The sequence below is a fragment of the Paenibacillus borealis genome (assembly GCF_000758665.1).
GTDB classification, from domain to species: Bacteria; Bacillota; Bacilli; order Paenibacillales; family Paenibacillaceae; genus Paenibacillus_AQ; species Paenibacillus_AQ borealis.
Genome location: NZ_CP009285.1, coordinates 3,304,908 through 3,323,050, shown reverse-complemented (window position 1 = coordinate 3,323,050; position 18,143 = coordinate 3,304,908). Strand labels below are relative to the sequence as shown.

18 protein-coding genes are annotated in these 18,143 nt (G+C 49.3%); 8 read left to right on the top strand and 10 right to left on the bottom strand.

The annotated features are described in order from the left end of the window. Positions 1-40: 40 nt before the first annotated feature. The 5 genes from PBOR_RS13675 to PBOR_RS13655 all read right to left on the bottom strand — a co-directional run bounded on the left by PBOR_RS13675 (position 41) and on the right by PBOR_RS13655 (position 6,314). A complete protein-coding gene (locus PBOR_RS13675) occupies positions 41-799 on the bottom strand; it encodes an ABC transporter ATP-binding protein (protein ID WP_174479858.1) in 759 nt (252 codons plus the stop codon). A gap of 9 nt (positions 800-808) precedes the next feature. Further along, a complete protein-coding gene (locus PBOR_RS13670) occupies positions 809-3,127 on the bottom strand; it encodes an ABC transporter permease (protein WP_042212426.1) in 2,319 nt (772 codons plus the stop codon). After that, positions 3,112-4,410, bottom strand: a complete 1,299-nt coding sequence (locus tag PBOR_RS13665; RefSeq protein WP_042219389.1) for an MFS transporter — start codon at positions 4,408-4,410, stop codon at positions 3,112-3,114. The genes PBOR_RS13670 and PBOR_RS13665 overlap by 16 nt, the downstream gene beginning before the upstream one ends. Continuing rightward, positions 4,403-5,065, bottom strand: coding sequence for a TetR/AcrR family transcriptional regulator (locus PBOR_RS13660; RefSeq protein ID WP_042212424.1), 663 nt, complete (start codon positions 5,063-5,065; stop codon positions 4,403-4,405). Before PBOR_RS13660 ends, PBOR_RS13665 begins: the two co-directional genes overlap by 8 nt. 277 nt (positions 5,066-5,342) lie before the next feature. Then, positions 5,343-6,314, bottom strand: a complete 972-nt coding sequence (locus tag PBOR_RS13655) for an aldo/keto reductase (protein ID WP_042212422.1) — start codon at positions 6,312-6,314, stop codon at positions 5,343-5,345. A 118-nt stretch (positions 6,315-6,432) separates the two neighbouring features. Here PBOR_RS13655 and PBOR_RS13650 point away from each other — a divergent pair, with 118 nt between their 5' ends. After that, positions 6,433-6,867, top strand: coding sequence for a MarR family winged helix-turn-helix transcriptional regulator (locus PBOR_RS13650; RefSeq protein WP_245648166.1), 435 nt, complete (start codon positions 6,433-6,435; stop codon positions 6,865-6,867). 27 nt (positions 6,868-6,894) lie between these two features. On the opposite strand, the gene PBOR_RS13645 is transcribed toward PBOR_RS13650, so the two are convergent. The 3 genes from PBOR_RS13645 to PBOR_RS13635 form a co-directional block, all read right to left on the bottom strand. Further along, on the bottom strand, positions 6,895-7,758 hold the full coding sequence (locus PBOR_RS13645; RefSeq protein ID WP_042212418.1) for an aldo/keto reductase: 864 nt from the start codon (positions 7,756-7,758) through the stop codon (positions 6,895-6,897). A 28-nt stretch (positions 7,759-7,786) separates the two neighbouring features. After that, the gene (locus PBOR_RS13640; RefSeq protein WP_042212416.1) at positions 7,787-8,146 is read right to left on the bottom strand and encodes an ArsR/SmtB family transcription factor; all 360 of its coding nucleotides are present in this window, start codon (positions 8,144-8,146) and stop codon (positions 7,787-7,789) included. Positions 8,147-8,271: 125 nt separating this feature from the next. Continuing rightward, positions 8,272-9,042, bottom strand: coding sequence for a hypothetical protein (locus tag PBOR_RS13635; RefSeq protein WP_042212414.1), 771 nt, complete (start codon positions 9,040-9,042; stop codon positions 8,272-8,274). A gap of 205 nt (positions 9,043-9,247) precedes the next feature. Here PBOR_RS13635 and PBOR_RS35460 point away from each other — a divergent pair, with 205 nt between their 5' ends. From PBOR_RS35460 to PBOR_RS13610, 5 genes are all read left to right on the top strand, one after another. Further along, complete coding sequence (locus PBOR_RS35460; RefSeq protein WP_052429469.1) at positions 9,248-10,282, top strand: ArsR/SmtB family transcription factor; 1,035 nt, start codon at positions 9,248-9,250, stop codon at positions 10,280-10,282. Between the two features lie 130 nt (positions 10,283-10,412). Continuing rightward, on the top strand, positions 10,413-11,393 hold the full coding sequence (locus PBOR_RS13625; RefSeq protein ID WP_042212411.1) for an ABC transporter ATP-binding protein: 981 nt from the start codon (positions 10,413-10,415) through the stop codon (positions 11,391-11,393). Then, the gene (locus tag PBOR_RS13620) at positions 11,390-12,187 is read left to right on the top strand and encodes an ABC transporter permease (RefSeq protein WP_042212409.1); all 798 of its coding nucleotides are present in this window, start codon (positions 11,390-11,392) and stop codon (positions 12,185-12,187) included. The genes PBOR_RS13625 and PBOR_RS13620 overlap by 4 nt, the downstream gene beginning before the upstream one ends. 1 nt (position 12,188) lies before the next feature. Then, positions 12,189-12,983, top strand: coding sequence for an ABC transporter permease (locus PBOR_RS13615; RefSeq protein WP_042212407.1), 795 nt, complete (start codon positions 12,189-12,191; stop codon positions 12,981-12,983). Positions 12,984-13,095: 112 nt separating this feature from the next. Continuing rightward, positions 13,096-13,797, top strand: coding sequence for a lysophospholipid acyltransferase family protein (locus PBOR_RS13610; RefSeq protein WP_042212405.1), 702 nt, complete (start codon positions 13,096-13,098; stop codon positions 13,795-13,797). A 37-nt stretch (positions 13,798-13,834) separates the two neighbouring features. Here PBOR_RS13610 and PBOR_RS13605 read toward each other — a convergent pair whose 3' ends face one another. Continuing rightward, on the bottom strand, positions 13,835-14,290 hold the full coding sequence (locus PBOR_RS13605; RefSeq protein WP_042219387.1) for a MarR family winged helix-turn-helix transcriptional regulator: 456 nt from the start codon (positions 14,288-14,290) through the stop codon (positions 13,835-13,837). 161 nt (positions 14,291-14,451) lie between these two features. Between PBOR_RS13605 and PBOR_RS13600 the strand changes: the two genes are divergently transcribed. Further along, entirely contained in the window at positions 14,452-15,420 is a 969-nt protein-coding gene (locus PBOR_RS13600) for a quinone oxidoreductase family protein (protein WP_218918906.1), read from the top strand. A 178-nt stretch (positions 15,421-15,598) separates the two neighbouring features. After that, positions 15,599-16,204: a histidine phosphatase family protein gene (locus PBOR_RS13595; protein ID WP_042212402.1), complete on the top strand. Its 606-nt coding sequence runs from the start codon at positions 15,599-15,601 to the stop codon at positions 16,202-16,204. 64 nt (positions 16,205-16,268) lie between these two features. Here PBOR_RS13595 and PBOR_RS13590 read toward each other — a convergent pair whose 3' ends face one another. Next, positions 16,269-18,143 (bottom strand): LTA synthase family protein, encoded by a 1,875-nt coding sequence (locus PBOR_RS13590; RefSeq protein WP_042212400.1) that lies wholly within the window; start codon positions 18,141-18,143, stop codon positions 16,269-16,271.

Here is an 18,143-nt window from a genome sequence, read left to right as displayed (position 1 = left end):
ATAATACGATCAGCCCGCGCTAATCGTTCATTAGCTATTATTAAATCCCGATTTCCCGCATTTTCACCGTGATCTTGTTCATCCGGCCGTCTATATCCTTGCCGCTATATTTCGGCAGCCGCATTTCGCTGACGATTCTGCCGTCACACATGAACATAATCCGCTCTGTCCTCGCAGCAATGGTTGCATCATGAGTGACCAGCATGACCGCAGTCCCTTCCTCATTGATCCCGGACAGCAGGTTCATAATGTCCTGGGCTGCAGCCTGATTAAGCGCACCGGTCGGCTCATCAGCAAAAATAATGCCCGGGCTGCTCATCAATGCGCGGCATATCCCCGCACGCTGAAGCTGCCCTCCCGAGGCCTGCGTAATATCCCGCTTCGCCAGCTCCGCGATCCCCACCTTCTGCATCAGCTGTCTTGCTTTCTCTGTAATCCCTGCAGCGTTACGCCTGTTGTCACGCATGGACGGAAGAATAATATTATCCAGGATGTTCAAGTTCTTCATCAATGTCGGCTGCTGAAACACAAAGCCCATCCCCGTTCTGCGCAGGTCAGCAAGCTCATTCTCCGCAAGTGTCTCCAGATCCCTGCCGGCAAAGGTAACCCGTCCGGCGTCAAAACGCTCCATCCCGCTCAGCGCAAACATCAGCGTCGACTTGCCCGAGCCCGAAGGTCCCATAACCGAAACGAATTCCCCTTTATCAATATCAATAGACACTCCGTCCAGAACCCTACGCTTGTCATCACCGTTTCCGTAATGTTTGGTTATATTTATACCGGTAAGCATCTTCTTCATCTCCATGATCTACTCCTTAATATTCCCGGATATTTGAATTCGTCCTGTTCCTGCTGTACCGATAATCGTGGCAGTCAGCACTGAACCTGCCATCATCAGCGGGCATAACACATACGCCGAAAGCGGATTGATTACGAACTTGAACGATGAAGCTCCAAATGAGGAAATCAATACACCCGCAAGTACCTGCCCGAGCGTGTTTGCCAGCAATGTGCCGAGAACCATCCCGATAAGGAGGACAAATAGCGAACGTGAGAAATACTGTACTGTCAAATCCGAGTTTGTAAAACCGAGTGACTTCATGACGGCAATGGAATGCCGGTCCTTGGCCACAAGCATCCGCATAAATAACAGCGTAATCAGTACATTTATGAACAGCATCACTGCAATGGCAGCCCATGAGGCCTTACCTACTGAGCTGATGGTAGAGCCGAAGGTCTGCGTAACGAATTCATCGATGCCTGACACCTTCGCATAATTGAAACGGTCCGCATATTCGGTTACCTTGCTGCCGGTTAGAGATGAATCCGTCAGCTCTGCGTAAATAACGGACCACATGACCTCCGCTGATTTCGTACTGAACACGGCTTTGGCCGTTTTCCCGCCATTGGTCACATCCGAATAAATGCCGCTTACCGTGAGCTCCCGGGCCTCCCCGTCGATCATCAGGGTAAGAGCATCGCCTGGCTTCTTGCCCAGTTCATCCGCGTTCACAGCGGAGAGGGCAATTTCATGGCCAGCAGCCGGTCCGTTTCCCTGGGAATAGGCCACCGGGAAGACCGAATGATCGCCAAGCTCAACCTTTAAGCGTTCTTCCGATCCATCCCCCAGCTTCACTTTGAGAGCCTGCGTTGTCAGCACTGCATACCGGGAGATGGCCGCGTCTTGATCCATGACCTGTGCAATATCTGCCGCCTTCTCAGCAATATTGCCAGTCTGCTGAATATCCAGGCGCAGATCACTGTCCCCGATTCCCATGTAGGTGATGAAGCTTTTGGAGGCAATCGTGTTGTAGAGGTTCTGGGGAACAATCATAATAAATGCGGAGATCACGAGTACAGCGAGCATTGTGCCGTATAGACTTTTTCTGGACAGGACATCCTTGACACCGAGAAAAATATTCGTGTTCAGCAACCGGTTGCTGCTCAGATTGAAACGTTTCGATCCCGCCGGATGATCCTGTGAAGTGCCGAAGCGGATGGCTTCTGCGGGGGATATCTTCCGGAAGCGCGTCAGCACCCTGTACACATAAGCGGTAACCGCAAGGAATACAAGCAGTACACCAATGACCCCGCAGCCTAAGGCAAGCGCAGAGTTCTCACTCTCCCCCATGTATAACCTGATATTCTCAAGCAGCAGACCTCTGAATACGAATGAAAGCGCAAATCCGAGAATACTGCCCAGCGCCGCCACACCTGCGTATTTCGCAAGATAGATTTTCTTCAGGTCTGAAACACGTAATCCGATGGCTTTCATCACACCGATCTCGCGGTAATCACTTTCTATGGTTGCAAGAAGCGTAAAGCGTATACACATAAATGCAATAACAACCACCAGGACGCTTGCCAGCAGGATGACTGCAATCATGAGTCCGTCGGATATGGCATTAAGCATTTTGAATAGCGGATAGGTAATGGTCGGTCCGTTGGCTTCAAGGCCTGCTGCGGTGTAATCTGTTTCAAATGCGCCAAGCGTGGACAAGTCCTTGAGTCTGAACTCAATCAGATATTCGGTGCTTCCTGAATCCTTAATTTCCGCATAATCATGCGGGCTAACGAGGAATCTCTTGGACGAGGCGAGCAGTGAATTCATCTGTGAATCACGCAGAAACCCTGCTACGGTAAAATTCTTGCCGGCTACAGCAATCGTACTCCCAACCTTTGCGGTTCCATCCTTCATATAGGTAACCGGAACATAGACCTCACCGTCAGCTGCCGTAATCACATTTCCGTCCAGGTCCAGCAGATAATCAAATTTCCCGCTTTGCGTGCTGAAGCCGTTATCCTGAACGCTGTCCGCAAGCGATTTGCCGTCGATTATAATCCGTGCACCTTCGACATTAAGGAAATCAAGCACCTGAAATTCGTCAACCTTGCTGTTCTGCTCGGCAAAGGCGGTAAACCGCGCCTTATCCAGTTCACCGGAATGCATCTGCATGAAATGCGGTGTTCCGGCCTGCTTCATCAGCGTATCAATGGCCCCGGACAGATTGACGACCAGTATCGCAGACAGAGAAACCAGCATAGCCGCGGCAGCCACAAAGATCATGGTGGTCATGGTAATCCCTTTGCTTTTGAGAATATCATTGCGGATTATTCGGTAGTACATACGTCACCCCTGTTCTCAAGGCTTCTGATCGATTTCAAATTATAAATGATTAACGAGGCTGCGCTTAACAGCAGGCCTGCAATGATAATGAGCAGTCCCATGCCCCGCCCGCTGCCTGTGCCGATGACCTCCCCCACACTGCCGGCAAGCACTCCGCCTGTCACCAGTAATGGAGTGAACACATAATCCGCCAGCACACCGGATAGCGTATAAGCGGCGACAAACCCCAGTTGTGACACCAATCCAATCAATGACCACGCTCTTCCCTGAACGGAATTATCGATGTTGGTGCGGACCAGATAATCCAAGGCTGTGTTCGTGAACGGCAGCATGGCAAAAAAGAGAAATCCCGAAATACTGATCAGCACAATATTCTCCCGGAGTCCGAAGGCTGCCATACTTATCCCTGAGCCAAACAGCGACACTGACAGGATTCTGACAAAACCCTTCTTCATCGGCAGCATTCCTATAATCACACTCGATACAAGCATCCCCGAGGCGATAATGGTCTCAAGCGTACCTAATACAGCACTGTCCGAAAAGCTCAGAATCATCGGCATGGACAGGGTCTCAATGAATCCAATAAAAAATGTCATTACAGAGGTCATAATCACAAGCACCAGCACGCCCCGTTTACCGGAAACAGCTCTCCAGCCGTCTTTGAATTCGCGGATAAACGCTTGAGCCTGTTCCGGTTGCTTGGAAGCAAGACCGCTGCGTACAGCAAGCGTTGTAGCAACAGTTACGAAAAATGTGCAGATATCGATGATCAGCAGCAGCTTCACATCTGAAACAACGAGCAGAAATCCGGCGATGACAGGCGAAATCAGATATTTGGCTGAACCAGCCACCTGAACAAAACCGCTAGCCTTCGTGTATTGCTCCTCGCTGAGCAGATCCGTAACCGTAGCCTTGTAAGCCGGATCAAGCAGCGAGGAGAACACCGAGCTAATAGTCACTCCTATACAAATCTGCCACAGCTGCGCTTCTCCGTTCAGTAAACAGATTAGAATGAAAATAAGCCCTGTTGCGGAAAGACTGTCGCCGAGTACCATCAGCAGCCTGCGGTCATAGCGGTCCGCCAGCACTCCCGCCACAGGGCTTAATAACAGCGAGGGCATAAACGCCAGCAAAGTGACCAGTGCCATCGCGGATGCCTGACCGGTCTGCTGATAAATATAAATGCCCAGCCCGAACGAGGTAAGCCCGCTTCCTATTGCTGAAATCAGCTGTCCTGACCAGAGCAGCAGAAATTTACTGAAGGCTGTGCCGGAACTATTCACCATCATCATCTCTAGCTCCATCTCCATAGCCAAACATCTGCATTACACTCATGAGACTTCCGCTCTCCGCACCCAGCAGCCTTTCAACGTTCGAAATAAACGCCAGTATGCGTGACATGCGCACCTCATCTGTCATTTCAACCATATCATCATCAAAAATCGTATTCGCATAGATCACAACCATTTCCATACATTCATAGGGATACTGTGTGTTGAATATTCCCTGCTCAATGCCTTCGCAGATGATTGGCGTCAGGATCGGCGGAACACCGCTGATGATCGCCTTTTGAATCTTCTGATGCATAAGCGCGTTCTGCGGCTTGTGAATATGCTCCATGATTTCCGTGCTGCTTCCGCCTCCGCCGCTAATGTTCAGTGCCATAACCACGCGGAGAATCCGGTCAATGACAGGTATGCTCTTGTCAGCGGCAATGTGCTGCGCGGCCCCCAGAATATTGGCATTCGTCCGTTCAATCAGCGCATCCATAATATCCTCCTTGGACTTGAAGTGATAATATAGCGTCCCCCGTGCAATCCCGACCTTGCCCAGAATATCGCCCGTGCTGGTTCCGTCAAAGCCCTTCTGGCCGAAAAGCTCTTCCGCTGCGTCAAGGATTTCATTTCTGCGTATTTCGGCTTCTTTTACAATTCTCATAGTTTAGTTCTCCTTAAGTTGTGCCGACCGACTGTCTGTCGGTAATTGATTATAGCATAGCATGCTTTTGCAGAGCTGTCTCGTTAAAATGTAACAAACAAGTAGAAACGGCTTTGCCGTCCTTTTGTAAGGACGGTACCGTTTCAGCGAGAAATAGAAGGATAAGTTATCATGTGAAACATATAAATTCTTATATTTCAGGAAAAAAGGGCGCAGCCCGGCGCCCTTCTTCTTGCAAATATAGCGGGAATCACATTTTAATAAAACTTCAGGCTGTTTAGATGAATGGATGAGGGATATAAAGTTCTTCCAGACTTGTGATCTCTTCAGATGTCAATTGAACAGACAATGCCGAAACCGAATCTTCAAGCTGGCTGATGCGGGTCGACCCGATGACCGGAGCTGTGACCTCCTCCTTGTGCAGCAGCCAGGCAAGCGCAATCTGTGCGCGCGGAAGTCCACGGTTCGCAGCAACCTCGGCAACTCTCTGTACAACTTTGCGGTCCGCTTCCTCCGTTCTGGTAAACATCGCCTTGGCTACCTGGTCTTTCTCTGATCGTTCTGTGAGCTGATCCCAATCCCGGGTTAACCGGCCCGCAGCCAGAGGCAGATAAGGTGTGATCCCTACCCCCTGATCTTTACATAGCGGGAGCATTTCCCTTTCTTCTTCCCGATACAGCAGGTTAAGTCTGTTTTCCATAGCAATAAATCTTGTCCAGCCGTTTCGCTCTGCGGTGGACTGCGCCTTCGCAAACTGCCAGGCCAGCATGGAGGATGCTCCAAGGTACCTCACCTTGCCCGCCTTCACTAAATCGTGGAGTGCCTCCATCGTCTCCTCGACCGGCGTATCCGGGTCATAGCGGTGAATCTGATACAGGTCAATGTAGTCTGTTCCAAGCCGTCGTAGACTGTTATCAATTTCGGTCATTATGGTTTTGCGGGAAAGGCCCATTGCATTCGGACCCTTACGCATCGGTACGAACACCTTCGTGGCAATCACCGCTTCGTCCCGGCGGGCAAAGTCCCTTATTGCCCTTCCGAGAATTTCTTCACTTGTGCCGTCGGAATACATATTAGCAGTACTGAAAAAGTTAATGCCTAATTCTATTGCTCTTTTAATAATCGGTCTGCTGTTCTCTTCATTCAACGACCACGGGGTATTGCCGCGCTCAGGTACCCCGAAGCTCATGGTTCCAAGACTTAACTTCGAAACGTCCAGTCCGCTTCGTCCAAGCTTCACATATTCCATTGAATAGTCACACTCCTAGTATGTTTATAAATCTTCAGGTTGACATGTCAACCAATAAACACACAATACCACCTTGTGGTTGATGCGTCAACCATGCTATGATCCTTCTATGGACAATATGAGCGAATTAAACGAAGATGAAATGCAAATATGGAATATGTGGAAAGGTTCCTTCAAACGGATCTTCGGCCGGGTTGTGAAAGAGATGTCTGAGCATACCGGGTTATCCGAAGGCGATTTCGGAGTATTAGACCGGTTAGTACAATTCGGAGACGGGAAGCTTCGCCAACAGGAGCTGGCTGACTCCATGGACTGGGATAAAAGCAGGTTATCCCATCATCTGACGCGGATGGAGAAACGGGGGCTTGTTCAAAGAAAACCGCTGGACACAGACCGGGGTGTACAAATTATCATTACTTCTGCCGGCAGATCCGCCTTGGAGGCTGCCCTTCCCGTAGTCTCCAAGGCAATACGCAGGCATTTTCTGAGTCAGTTAACCGATCAGGACATGGAGTCGATTGCTTCACTGGCGGAGAGAACGAAAGCACCTTGACTGCTTATGATAAGGCTCTATGCGGACTTACCTTGGAATGAATAGCTTCATTAGTTTCACGTACACCGGGTTGACCATAAGACCTGCCGGGTTTACGGAATATCTCTTCCCCGTATCCAGCCGCCGGATTCGCTCCATTTCCTCCCCGCTCAGCTCAAAGCCGAAAATTTCGCTATTCTCTTGTATCCTTTGAGGATTCGACGATTTGGGGATAACAATAATTCCGCGCTCCAGATGCCAGCGCAGAATGACCTGGGCAACCGACTTGCGGTGAGCATGAGCAATTGCTGCCAGCTCCGGATGCTCCAGCAGCACTTTGCTTCCCTGCCCCAGCGGCCCCCATGCCTCATGGAGAATCTGATTCTGAAACATGTAGTCATGCAATTCCTTCTGCTGAAATTCCGGATGGGTTTCGATCTGATTCACCATCGGCAGGATCCGGGAGTTCTTCTTAAGGTGCTCGAGATGGCGGATATCGAAATTGGCCACACCTATGACTCTGATCCTGCCTTCATCGTACAGCTCCTCCATCGCCTTCCAGGCCTCAACATAATGAGGACCGGCGAAATGGATCAGATACATATCGAGATACGTTACGTTCAGCTTCCGGCAAGTCTCCTCGAACGCCCTTCTCGTTGCATGATACCCAAGGTCTGTCGTCCAGGCTTTGGACGTAAGGAAGAATCCCTCCCGGTCCATACCACTTTGCCGGATCACCCGGCCCAGTGCCGCTTCATTGCCGTAAATTTTCGCAGTATCGAAATGGCGGTACCCGCTCCGGATAGCATTCTCTACCGTCCGCTCAAAGGCTTCCCCATTCTTGATCTTATAGAGGCCGAACCCGAGTTGAGGAATATTTACCCCGTTCACGGCTTGAACTGTCTGATTCATTAGCGGACCCCCTCCCTAATCTTCCGGATTACTGCTCCCGTGCTTGTCCATCACATTGTGCAAGGACCTTCTCTATTTCGTTCACCAGACTTTTCATCAACATCAGCTTGCTTCCGGTGTCCAGACGATAATAGTTGCGGGTTCCTTCTTTCCGGACGCTAATAATCTGTGCCTCTTTCAATATTTTCAGATGATGCGAAACAGCCGGCCGGGATAAGTGGGTTTCCACCCTTATCTCACCTACACGCATGCCGGGGTTCTGCGGCCCTTGAAGCAAGGCCATCAGGATGGCCTGCCGGGTCTCATCTCCGACTGCGTTCAGCACCTTGAGCGAGTTCCTAAATTCGGTGGCAAGAGCAGCCACAAGTTCCTGGTCTACGAAAATCATCCCTTTTCGTTTAATCGTTTATTTCTTTTGACGGAAATAAGATACCACAAATTCCACCCCGCCTGCATTTCGGGAAAGAAATTCAAGAACCTTTCTTTCCCATAACAGGAAGTAAGACCTTTACTTTACATTAGCTTGGCTAACCGCCTGATCTCATCGCTTAACCTTGGATTGACCGGATACACTGCTTCTAAGAAATCCAGAATGCTTAGTGCCGATTCGGGAACATGATCGTAACCCTGTATCATGCTTCCGATAATTTCAGCAAAACGGGGGTATCTCTTCTCCAGCCGTCTTTCATTTCCAAACGGGTCGGGATAATAATCAACCTCGTCCTCCAGCAGATGGAGTACAGACAGAATCCTGTCTATAGCATATCCCTGAATAAACCGCGTAGCGGATAGACGCTCACCTCTTGCATAACGTCCGAGGCCTACGTATAGATTGGTTAAGGCTTCGTTCAAAGGAAAGTCCAGGGAATCCTCCTTCGGAGAAGGGAGGGGTCTTAAAGGTCTGGCGATTGCCGTATTGGCATACAGGGGATTCTTCCATATCACCCGGCCCTCCGTATAGGAGGCATCCGCCAGCTCCGATTCCTCGAATACAGCATATTCTGCGAATATCCCATCCTCGAACAATACCTTATATCCAAGATCCGAATTCTTGAAGGCATAGGCAAGAGGTTGTATGGCTTCGAGCCAATCCAACCGGTCGATATATCTCCGGGTCACGCCCGGCTTCACAATGACAAAAAAGTCCAAATCTGAATACTCATCCATCCGTGCCGTCTCGACCCCTACGGAACCAACGCCTAATAATAATAGTGCATCACCTGTGCGCTCCAGTGACTTGCCGATTTCCTCCAGCCGCTGCAGCAGCAATTCTGTTCTCCGCATATGAATCCTCCTCTGGTCCGGGAATGCAAAAAGGGTCCAACCCCACTTCTCAGCGAGGTTGAACCCTAAGGTTACATTGCCTTTATTAATCTAACGTAAAGTTATCATGGCTGAATTGCTGCTGTCAAGATATAAGCGCGCACCGGCAATTTGACAAAAGAAGTTTCATCTCTTATGTTGAAATGAGAGTAAAGGGGGATGTCCATTGGCGCTCGAACAGAGTGAGAACAACGTTACTAAGACAGTTATACATACAATCTCTTCTGTAGCGGAAGCTATTGCATTATTATCAAGTTATACCGGGGCTGACCAGCATTCCTATGCACAGCATGAGCAAGAGCTGTTGAATCAGGCGTTATCTGCTGAGGCCATTGCCTTTATTACTAGCTGGAGAATAAGAAGCCGTTGGGATTTTATGTACCTGTATGAGTTTTTTATTCCGTTTCCCCATTTCAATGATATGGCGTTATTCCTGGATGAAATTTCCGGGCTGTCTGACGAGTCTTATCTATTCTATATTTTTGGCGGGGAAGTGCCACAGCAGCAGATTGCTGAAGCTTTGCTCCATCCGGATGCAACTGCTGATTTTGGCCTTAATCCGGCCTCCATGTTTGGCGGTAAGCCGGAATTTATAAAGGTCATGTTCACTGATATAAAGCCGATTCGTGTATCCATCCATCGCTTGCTGCTGGAGATAACAACCTCGGCTGTCTTTCGGGAGCACCTGAACACTAAGCAAGGTTTATATGAAGCTGCCATCCAAGAAGCTCAGGCTTTCGGGCTGGAGCCGCTTCACTTGGCGCAAAAGCTGATGGAAAAATCATTTCGCAGAGTCAGTAACTATCAGACGTTCTACTTCATCCCTTCCTATTTCCTGACTCCCCGTCATATCCGGATATTCGATAATCATACCTGCATCGTTATTTATGGCTGTTATAACACTCCATTAAATACCCTGGAGCGGAGCCTGGAGCTGGAGAAGCAGCTGAAGGCATTATCCGACCGTAACCGCATTATGATTCTGCGGATTCTGCATCAGCACAAGGAGTACGGGGCAAGGCTTGCGAACACACTTGATTTAACGACTGCGACAATCTCGCATCATTTGGAAATATTGAAGCAAGCCGGCTTGATCGTTGAGGAGAAGGTTGGCAACATTAAATATTTCGAGCTTGATCATTCCAGGTTCGACAAGCTGCTGCAAGAGCTGAGTACATTTGTGCAAATGGAACAGCTGTGAATTAGACGATCACCCGTTAACCGGGTGGTCGTTTTTCATTTCATCATAAAAATGTACTTGCCTAAAATAGAAATAGGATGCTATTTTAATATAAGACGTTTATCTTATATACGAAAGGTGATCATCTTACATGAGCACAGAAATCATTCAGGTGCATAATTTGAAGCGAACCTATCAAACCGAGGAAGGCATTTTCAGAAGAAAGAGAAAGGTCGTCGAGGCTCTTCAGGGTATCAGCTTTTCTGTGCGTGAAGGGGAGATTCTCGGGTTATTAGGTCCAAACGGCGCTGGTAAAACAACAACGATTAAAATATTGACCACGCTGCTAACGCCGACATCCGGCGAGGTTCGTATTCTCGGGCTTGACCCTGTGAAGGAATTCAAGAGGCTGCGCTCACAGATCAATTTTATTCTCGGCGGAGAGCGCAATCTGTATTGGCGGTTATCGGCCTATGATAATCTCGCTTATTTTGCAGATTTATATAAAGTCCCCCGCCAGGTGCAGAAGAGCCGGATTCCACAATTGCTGGAGCTGGTAGGATTGACCGAAGTTGCCCACCGCAGAGTCGAAACCTTCTCCAAAGGCATGAAGCAAAAGCTGCAGATTGCCCGCGGTCTGGTGAATGAGCCGAGAATTCTGTTCCTGGATGAACCGACGATCGGGCTTGACCCGGTGAGCGCGAGGCAGCTGCGTGATATTCTGCATAATTTAAAGCGCCAAGGTACGACGATTCTGCTCACTACACATTACATGCCTGAAGCGGATGAGCTCTGCGACCGGATAGCTTTTATTGATAAAGGGCTGATTTCTGTACTGGACACTCCAGAGGAGCTTAAGAAGCGAATCAATCAGATTTCCGTTGTAACCTGCAGCATCTCTGAATTGACAGAGGAGGAACGGGCGATAATCACGGCGCATCCGGCAACCCTCCGTCTGCAAACCGGTCAGCCGGAGCAGCTGCAGCGCTTGCGTATTCAAACCCGTCTTCCCCAGGAGCTCATCATGGAGCTATATTATATTGCTGGCCCGGTAAGAATGGCGAATTTGTCGATTACTACTCCCACTCTGGAAGATGTCTACATTCAAATATTAGGCGGGGATGCCTCATGAGTTACACCCTTACACCGGATCTGAGATCCTTACTCCATACGATTAAAGTACATATGAAGCTCTCGCTCGCCCGTCCAATGTTCCAGTTTATTATCTTCCTGATGCCATTCCTGTTCTCAACCATAGCGATATTAGTATATGGAAAATCTTCTGCGGAGCAAATTTTTCAGTATGTTGTGCTGGGCTCCGGGTTCATTACCCTTTGGTCCTCCATCGTATTCTCTTCCGCCAGTGATGTTAACCGTGAGAAGTACTATGGAACTTTAGAACTGTTGTTCACAGCACCAACCCCATTCGGGCTCACGCTGGCCGGCAAAATTATAGCCAACACACTATGGGGAATATTATCCATGCTGATTTCTTATTTTTATTTAATCGTCATTTACCGCGTTCCCGTGATTATCGGGCATCCGCTACAATTCATACTTGCTTACCTGTTTGTCCTGTGCGCGCTGTCGGTCTTCTCCTTCTTTCTGGCCATGTCCTTTACACTGTCCCGCCAGGCTTATGCCCTGATGAACATGCTGGAATATCCGGTGTATCTCATATGCGGTTTTATGTTTCCGGTCTCCGTACTTCCGGACTGGGTCAAGCCTTTATCATGGGTGCTGCCCCCTACTTGGGCTATTGAATTACTAAGAATCATTAGCAGGAAGGATATGAAACAGGATGAGCTTATTGTCGCTTGGGGAGTACTGCTGCTGTTAACCGTCTTTTATCTCGTTATTTCTCTTATCTACTACCGGCTTGTAGAGAGACGGGCCAGAATAAACGGAAATTTAGGGGTGTTCTAAAATGGAAGCTGTTGCCCGGTTTTACCGTCATGCGCACCTGTCGTTCAAAGCACTGTTCGGCTGGCTTAATCCCGGTGTCTATCTGATGGTTATGGTCATTAATCCGTTAAGCCAATTGCTCTTCTTCGCAATGCTGGCCAAATACGCTTTCCAGGGAAGCAATCTTGCCGGTTATGTGGTTTCTAATGCGCTTCTGCTATGCGTGATGAACGCGGTCTTCGGCATGATGACCGTTATCAATTCTGACCGCCAGATGGGTACACTCCAATTGGTAGTAGCAAGCCCTGCCAGCAAAATAGGCGTGTTCTTTGCCCGGGCTATCTTTCATATCGTCAGCGGCCTGTTCACGGCAGCACTTGGACTCGCTTTCGGAATGCTGATCTTTGGGCTTACCTTCTCGGGAGAGCAGCTGGCCTGGCTTGGCCTCGTATGGACCGTTTCCATTTCCGCTGCCTGCGGACTCGGGTTTGTGATCTCAAGCTTTGCGCTCTGGTCGCCGTCGATGCATATCTGGTCCAATCTGCTTGCAAGCGTGTTACTTCTGTTCAGCGGAGCCAGCTTCCCGCGTTCTCATATGCCGGACTGGATGTACAGATTATCTGAATTCTTCCCGCTGACAAGAGGTGTAGAAGCGACGAAGCTGCTCATTCGTACCGGGGATAAAGAATTTACAACCATCCTTACACGGATGGCCGAAGAGGGTTTGCTTGGATGCGGATTTTTTCTCCTGGGTATACTGCTGTTCTATTATGCGGAATATTTAGCAAGGGTTAAAGGCACTATGGAGATGGAGTAGAATACATAAGGCTTCCAGTGATGGAGGTCTTATTCGTTCTTCCAATAGACATTAATCTTCACGCCAGGATATGATATCCTTGATGACAAGTGAATATTGGAGGGATAAACACATGATTTCCGCTACAACGGCAAGAATCATAAATGTTTTACCGGATAAATGGGTCACATCCATATCGAAAAATATTATAAATAAATACCTGAATAAATATGCAAATATACATATAACCGGCAGTGAACACTTAAAAGAAATACAAACACCGGTTATTTTTATATGTAATCACCTAAGCAATTCGGATGGATTAGTTCTGGACAAGGCACTGAAGGCGATTGATCCGACTTTTGTAGCAGGTGAAAAGCTGTCCAATAATGCAGTGACCAGTATCGGTGTCAATGTAATTAAGACTACAACTATTAAGCCCAATACCGCTGACAAAGAGGGTCTCGAAAAAATCATCAAGCTTGTTAAACAAGGGGAAAGCTTACTGATCTTCCCGGAAGGAACCCGAAGCAGAGCCAGCAGTTTAATTGAAGCAAAGAAAGGTATCCTTCTTATAGCAAGATTAACCGGAGCTCCAATTGTACCTGTCGGGTTATATGGGACAGAGAAGCTTTTACCCATACATCAAGATGGCGATATGAAGGCGGAAACGTTCAATAAGGCAGATGTTCATATCCATATCGGGCAACCATTTGAATTGCTCCAGCGGGCGAAGGATCAGGATAAAAAAGAATATGAAGAGTTCACCCTCACATACATAATGAAAAAAATAGCGGAATTATTACCTGAAGGCTATCGGGGAGTATATAAATAGCCGGAGCCATCCCTTGCGGATGGCCTTTTCTTTCTGTTCAACGGCTCGTCCCGGGGGCAGTAATCAGAATCTTGCTGGCAAGAGCAATGGTCTGTGCACGTTCCGCTTCAGTAAGACCTGCGGTTACCTCCATAATCTGACGCTCAATCTGCTCCCCGACTTCATGAATTATCTGCCACCCTGCCGCAGTTGCCTTCACATTAAATCCCCGCTTGTCAGCCGGTGACACGGTCCGCTCAACCAGTCCGCGGCGCTGGGCACGGTCGACTAGCCCGGTAATACTGGACTTATCGAGTCCCAGATGCTTAGCCAGCTGCAGCATACCCGGTTCCCGGTCCCGCAGTATCCCAAGCAGCCGGATTTGAATGATCGACAGATCATGCTCCGCCCCTATTCTGGCAAGAATGTTCTGGATCAGGAAGGATAGCTGCACCAGACTGTCCACAATCGACAGATCATCCAGTTTATCAAAAGAATCTTCGTAACTGCTCATATACGTCCCTCCGTAATTCATCATTTATCTAACCTGCTGTCCACATTGTATCATAATCGCCGTTGACTTTGTACGTGAAACAAACTATATTGTTTGTATTACAAACTTATTAGTTTGTGTCACAAACAAATAACCCGCCCACTGGGCAAATGGAGGCCACAATGATGTATGCTGCTGTTGTACGATCCTTCGATTCAGGTCCAAAATATGAACTCTTCGATACTCCTGTACCGTCAGGAGCCCATGAAGCTCTGGTTGAAGTCCTTGCTGCCGGGTTACATCTCCGGGTACGGGCACAGGCGGATGGCTCCCACTACACCAGCACGGATGAACTGCCGCTAATCCCCGGTATCGACGGGGTTGGCCGGCTGCCGGACGGTCAATTAGTCTATTTCGTCGCAACGGATACTGCTCTAGGCTCTTTTGCCGACAAAACCGTAATTGACCTGCGGCGCAGTGTGCCAATACCGGCTCATGCCGACCCTGTACTCATCGCTGCCGCTATGAATCCGGCCATGTCATCCTGGGTGACCCTGCGCCGCCGGGTTGAGGCGCAGCCCGGGTTCAAGGTTCTGATTCTGGGGGCAACGGGCAATTCCGGACAGATGGCTGTCCAGATCGCCAAGCTTCTCGGTGCAAGCAAGGTTATGGCTGCCGGACGTGACGAAGAGCGCCTCCGTTCGCTTACGCGGCTCGGCGCTGATGTAACTGTGTCGCTCGCGGGTGATCCTGAAGCAGCTGCCCAGCGTGTCGGCGAGGCGGCATCCGATGCGGACATCGTTCTCGACTATCTGTGGGGAGAGCCTGCCGGGCTGGCTATGATTCCGCTGCTGACCATCCGGACTGACCGCAGCCGGCTGCTGACCTGGATTCAGATCGGTTCTGTTGCCGGAGCGGATGCCGTCATCCCTTCTGCAGCACTCCGCTCGGCCAACTTCCAGATCATCGGCAGCGGTCAAGGGTCTGTGACTCCGGCCGGATATCTGGCCGAATTCCCGGCGCTGATCGAAGCTATTGCAGGAGGCAAGCTTAATGCTAACCCTATAGCTTGTCCGCTGTCCAAGATTGAAGAAGTATGGAATACTCCGGCAGGCAGCCAGCAGCGGGTAGTATTCGTACCGGAGAATTAATTAATGCGTTGACCCGCCCCGCCTAAACGCAGACCCGTGTCCGAATTATTATCAAGCTTCGTTATCCCGGTTGTAACTTCTCCTCTTGATAAATCTGGAAAGTGAGTGATAAACTTAGCAGGGCATCCCGCATAAGGAAGCATGCTTACTCTCTACAGAACAGGAGGCCGAAGGAACATTGGCGATTTATTTGGTAAGACACGGCAAAGATGATGAAGGATTCCGTGGAGGATGGAGCCAGCGGGGACTTATCACGCAAGGTTACCGACAATCTGAGAAGCTCGGCCGCCACCTCCGGGATAACCAGTCCTTGTTCAACATACAGCGCATTGTCAGCAGCGATCTGCAGCGGGCTCTGGATACGGCCGGTGAGCTGGCAAGAGAACTGGAAATCCCCCTCGAACGCAGTATGGACTGGAGAGAAATGAATAATGGCGTGATCGCCGGCATGCCGAACGAAATCGTAAATGAACGGTTTCCCGGTTTGTATTTCTCCGGCTTGCGGATGGACGAGTGTTATCCCGGCGGCGAAAGCCCGCTGGAGTTCTTCACGCGCATCAAGGAAGCGTTCGCCCGCTTATGCGAAGACCAGGCAGACAACAATCCCGAAGGTAACATCATGATTGTTACTCACGGCGGAGTCATTAATATCATCTATCATATTATAAGAGGATTAGACTGGAATAACCGCGGCAGTAAATTTCCGGCTTCCTACACAAGCATGCACACCATCGAGCATCAGGGCGGGAAATGGACTATTTCGCTGGAAAATTATACAGTGTAGCTTACGAAAAGGCAGACCCGCCAGCCATTACGGCTGTTGAGTCTGCCTTTTTTCAAATCTGAATCTAATCTTCTGACTGAACATCCGGACGATCCGGCAGCTGCTCAAGGTAACTGTTAGACATATTCAGCAGCCGCTGCACGCTATTAAACTGCGCCTCAGTCGATCCGCCGGCAATCACCGAATTGTCCTTCTGGCTGAAGTTGGTCCCGTCCGCATAGGCTTCTCCGGTTACATAAATGCTTGAATTGTTAATAAAAGACCCCGTCGGCAGGAAATGTCTGACCGGTAACAGGTTGGTCTCCTGATTCAGCAGATCCTCCCCGAAATGCAGCTGATTCTCCACAGATACACCCAGCAGGTTGGCTACAGTCGGCAGAATATCAACCTGTCCGCCGGTATGCCCGATCTCGGCAGGCAGCGTTCCGGACGGCGAGTGCACAATGAACGGGATATTGAACATGTCGGTATAACCGTAGTCATACCCGATCAGCTCTTTCAGCCAATCCTTCTCGCCATCGCCAAGCGCATAGAGCGGCACACCCTGGTGATCCCCGTAAAAGACAATCAGGCTGTCGTCCCAAACTCCGCTTTCCTTAAGTTCATCCAGGAATTGCCCCATCGCATAATCCGCATAATTCTGGGCCTGAATATAGTCGCCAAGCAAGGTCCCCTGATACTGCTCAGGCAGAGTCATCTTAAGCTTCTCCTCCGGCAGACGGAAAGGATGATGAGCGCTCATGGAGATTACCATGGCATAGAACGGATCTTCCTTCGCGTCCAGAGCGGCAAGCTCGGGAACGGTTTTGGCGAACAGCACTTCATCCGAAGAACCAAAAGCAATATGGTCATCGTCGCCATAGAAGCTCTGATCATAATACTTATCGAATCCGATGGCTTTATAGAGTTCTTTGCGGTTCCAGAAATCCACGCTGTTGGTATGGAAGGTATACGTATGATAGCCGTTTGATTTCAGCAGACCCGGCAGGCCCGGCAGTGCTTTGTTCATATAATTGGAGGAAGTCGCCGGCTCATTCTTAGGCACATAAAAAGAAGTATTCACCACGAACTCCGCGTCCGAGGTTGTGCCTTGGCCTGCGTCCGTGTAAAAGTTATTAAAGTAGGTATTGTCTTTCACCAGCTTGTTAATGTTCGGCGTAACTTCCTGTCCGTCAATGGTCAGGCCGATCAGGAAGTTCTGGAAGGATTCCATCTGTACCACGATCAGGTTCTTGCCTTGGTCGGCAGCGAAATACTGCGGGGACTCAGGCATCGTAATGCCTTTCAATTCATTAACCGCTGTCTGCGTGATCTCTTTGCTGTCGATGATCTCTTCCTTCTCCGTCGTGTCGGCAAACAGGGTATACACCTCGTAGTTGAGGATGCCCATACTCTCGGCCTTCTTGATCTCATTCATGCTCGCATGGTTAGGCCAGATATTGAAGATGCAGAGCCCGAAGGAAACCGCAGTAATGAGTGTAAGCACCGGCCGGCTCATCCGCACTGCGCCTCTTTCTTTCCAGAGCGAAATGTATTTCGGCCGGAACATCAGGAACAGGAAGAACACGACATCGACGAAGATAAACAGATAATAAGGAGTGATGAGGGAATAGGTGCTCTCCCCTACCTTCGTAACTTTGTCTGCCTGCTGCAGAGCGTGATAAGTGGCAATAACGCCATAATACTTGTAGTACATCAATACGGCGAAATATATGACCGTTATAAACAGATTGGCCACCATATAATAGAGAATCTTCCGTTTGCGAGCCAGCCATTCAATGAGACTGAACACAATGAGGAAGAACGGAATTTCCGTAAACATTGTACTCCAGTTAGGCCCGTCATTAAAAACAACATACCACGCCACTCCACTCTTGAGCAGCAGGAGAAAAGTGAACAGCAATATAGGTTTGTTTCGGATATCAAATGATTTTTTCAT

Excerpts from the sequence above, each read along its gene's own strand:
- PBOR_RS13635 (WP_042212414.1), bottom strand. The coding sequence starts at position 9,042 with ATGCGGAGAACAGAATTGCTGCTGCAGCGGCTGGAGGAAATCGGCAAG.
- PBOR_RS13605 (WP_042219387.1), bottom strand. The coding sequence starts at position 14,290 with ATGAGCAGTTACGAAGATTCTTTTGATAAACTGGATGATCTGTCGATT.
- PBOR_RS13655 (WP_042212422.1), bottom strand. The coding sequence starts at position 6,314 with ATGGAATATGTGAAGCTTGGACGAAGCGGACTGGACGTTTCGAAGTTA.
- PBOR_RS13615 (WP_042212407.1), top strand. The coding sequence starts at position 12,189 with ATGGAAGCTGTTGCCCGGTTTTACCGTCATGCGCACCTGTCGTTCAAA.
- PBOR_RS13600 (WP_218918906.1), top strand. The coding sequence starts at position 14,452 with ATGATGTATGCTGCTGTTGTACGATCCTTCGATTCAGGTCCAAAATAT.
- PBOR_RS13650 (WP_245648166.1), top strand. The coding sequence starts at position 6,433 with ATGAGCGAATTAAACGAAGATGAAATGCAAATATGGAATATGTGGAAA.
- PBOR_RS13590 (WP_042212400.1), bottom strand. The coding sequence starts at position 18,143 with ATGAAAAAATCATTTGATATCCGAAACAAACCTATATTGCTGTTCACT.
- PBOR_RS13660 (WP_042212424.1), bottom strand. The coding sequence starts at position 5,065 with ATGAGAATTGTAAAAGAAGCCGAAATACGCAGAAATGAAATCCTTGAC.
- PBOR_RS13645 (WP_042212418.1), bottom strand. The coding sequence starts at position 7,758 with ATGAATCAGACAGTTCAAGCCGTGAACGGGGTAAATATTCCTCAACTC.
- PBOR_RS13675 (WP_174479858.1), bottom strand. The coding sequence starts at position 799 with ATGAAGAAGATGCTTACCGGTATAAATATAACCAAACATTACGGAAAC.
- PBOR_RS13640 (WP_042212416.1), bottom strand. The coding sequence starts at position 8,146 with ATGATTTTCGTAGACCAGGAACTTGTGGCTGCTCTTGCCACCGAATTT.
- PBOR_RS13610 (WP_042212405.1), top strand. The coding sequence starts at position 13,096 with ATGATTTCCGCTACAACGGCAAGAATCATAAATGTTTTACCGGATAAA.
- PBOR_RS13625 (WP_042212411.1), top strand. The coding sequence starts at position 10,413 with ATGAGCACAGAAATCATTCAGGTGCATAATTTGAAGCGAACCTATCAA.
- PBOR_RS13620 (WP_042212409.1), top strand. The coding sequence starts at position 11,390 with ATGAGTTACACCCTTACACCGGATCTGAGATCCTTACTCCATACGATT.
- PBOR_RS13670 (WP_042212426.1), bottom strand. The coding sequence starts at position 3,127 with ATGTACTACCGAATAATCCGCAATGATATTCTCAAAAGCAAAGGGATT.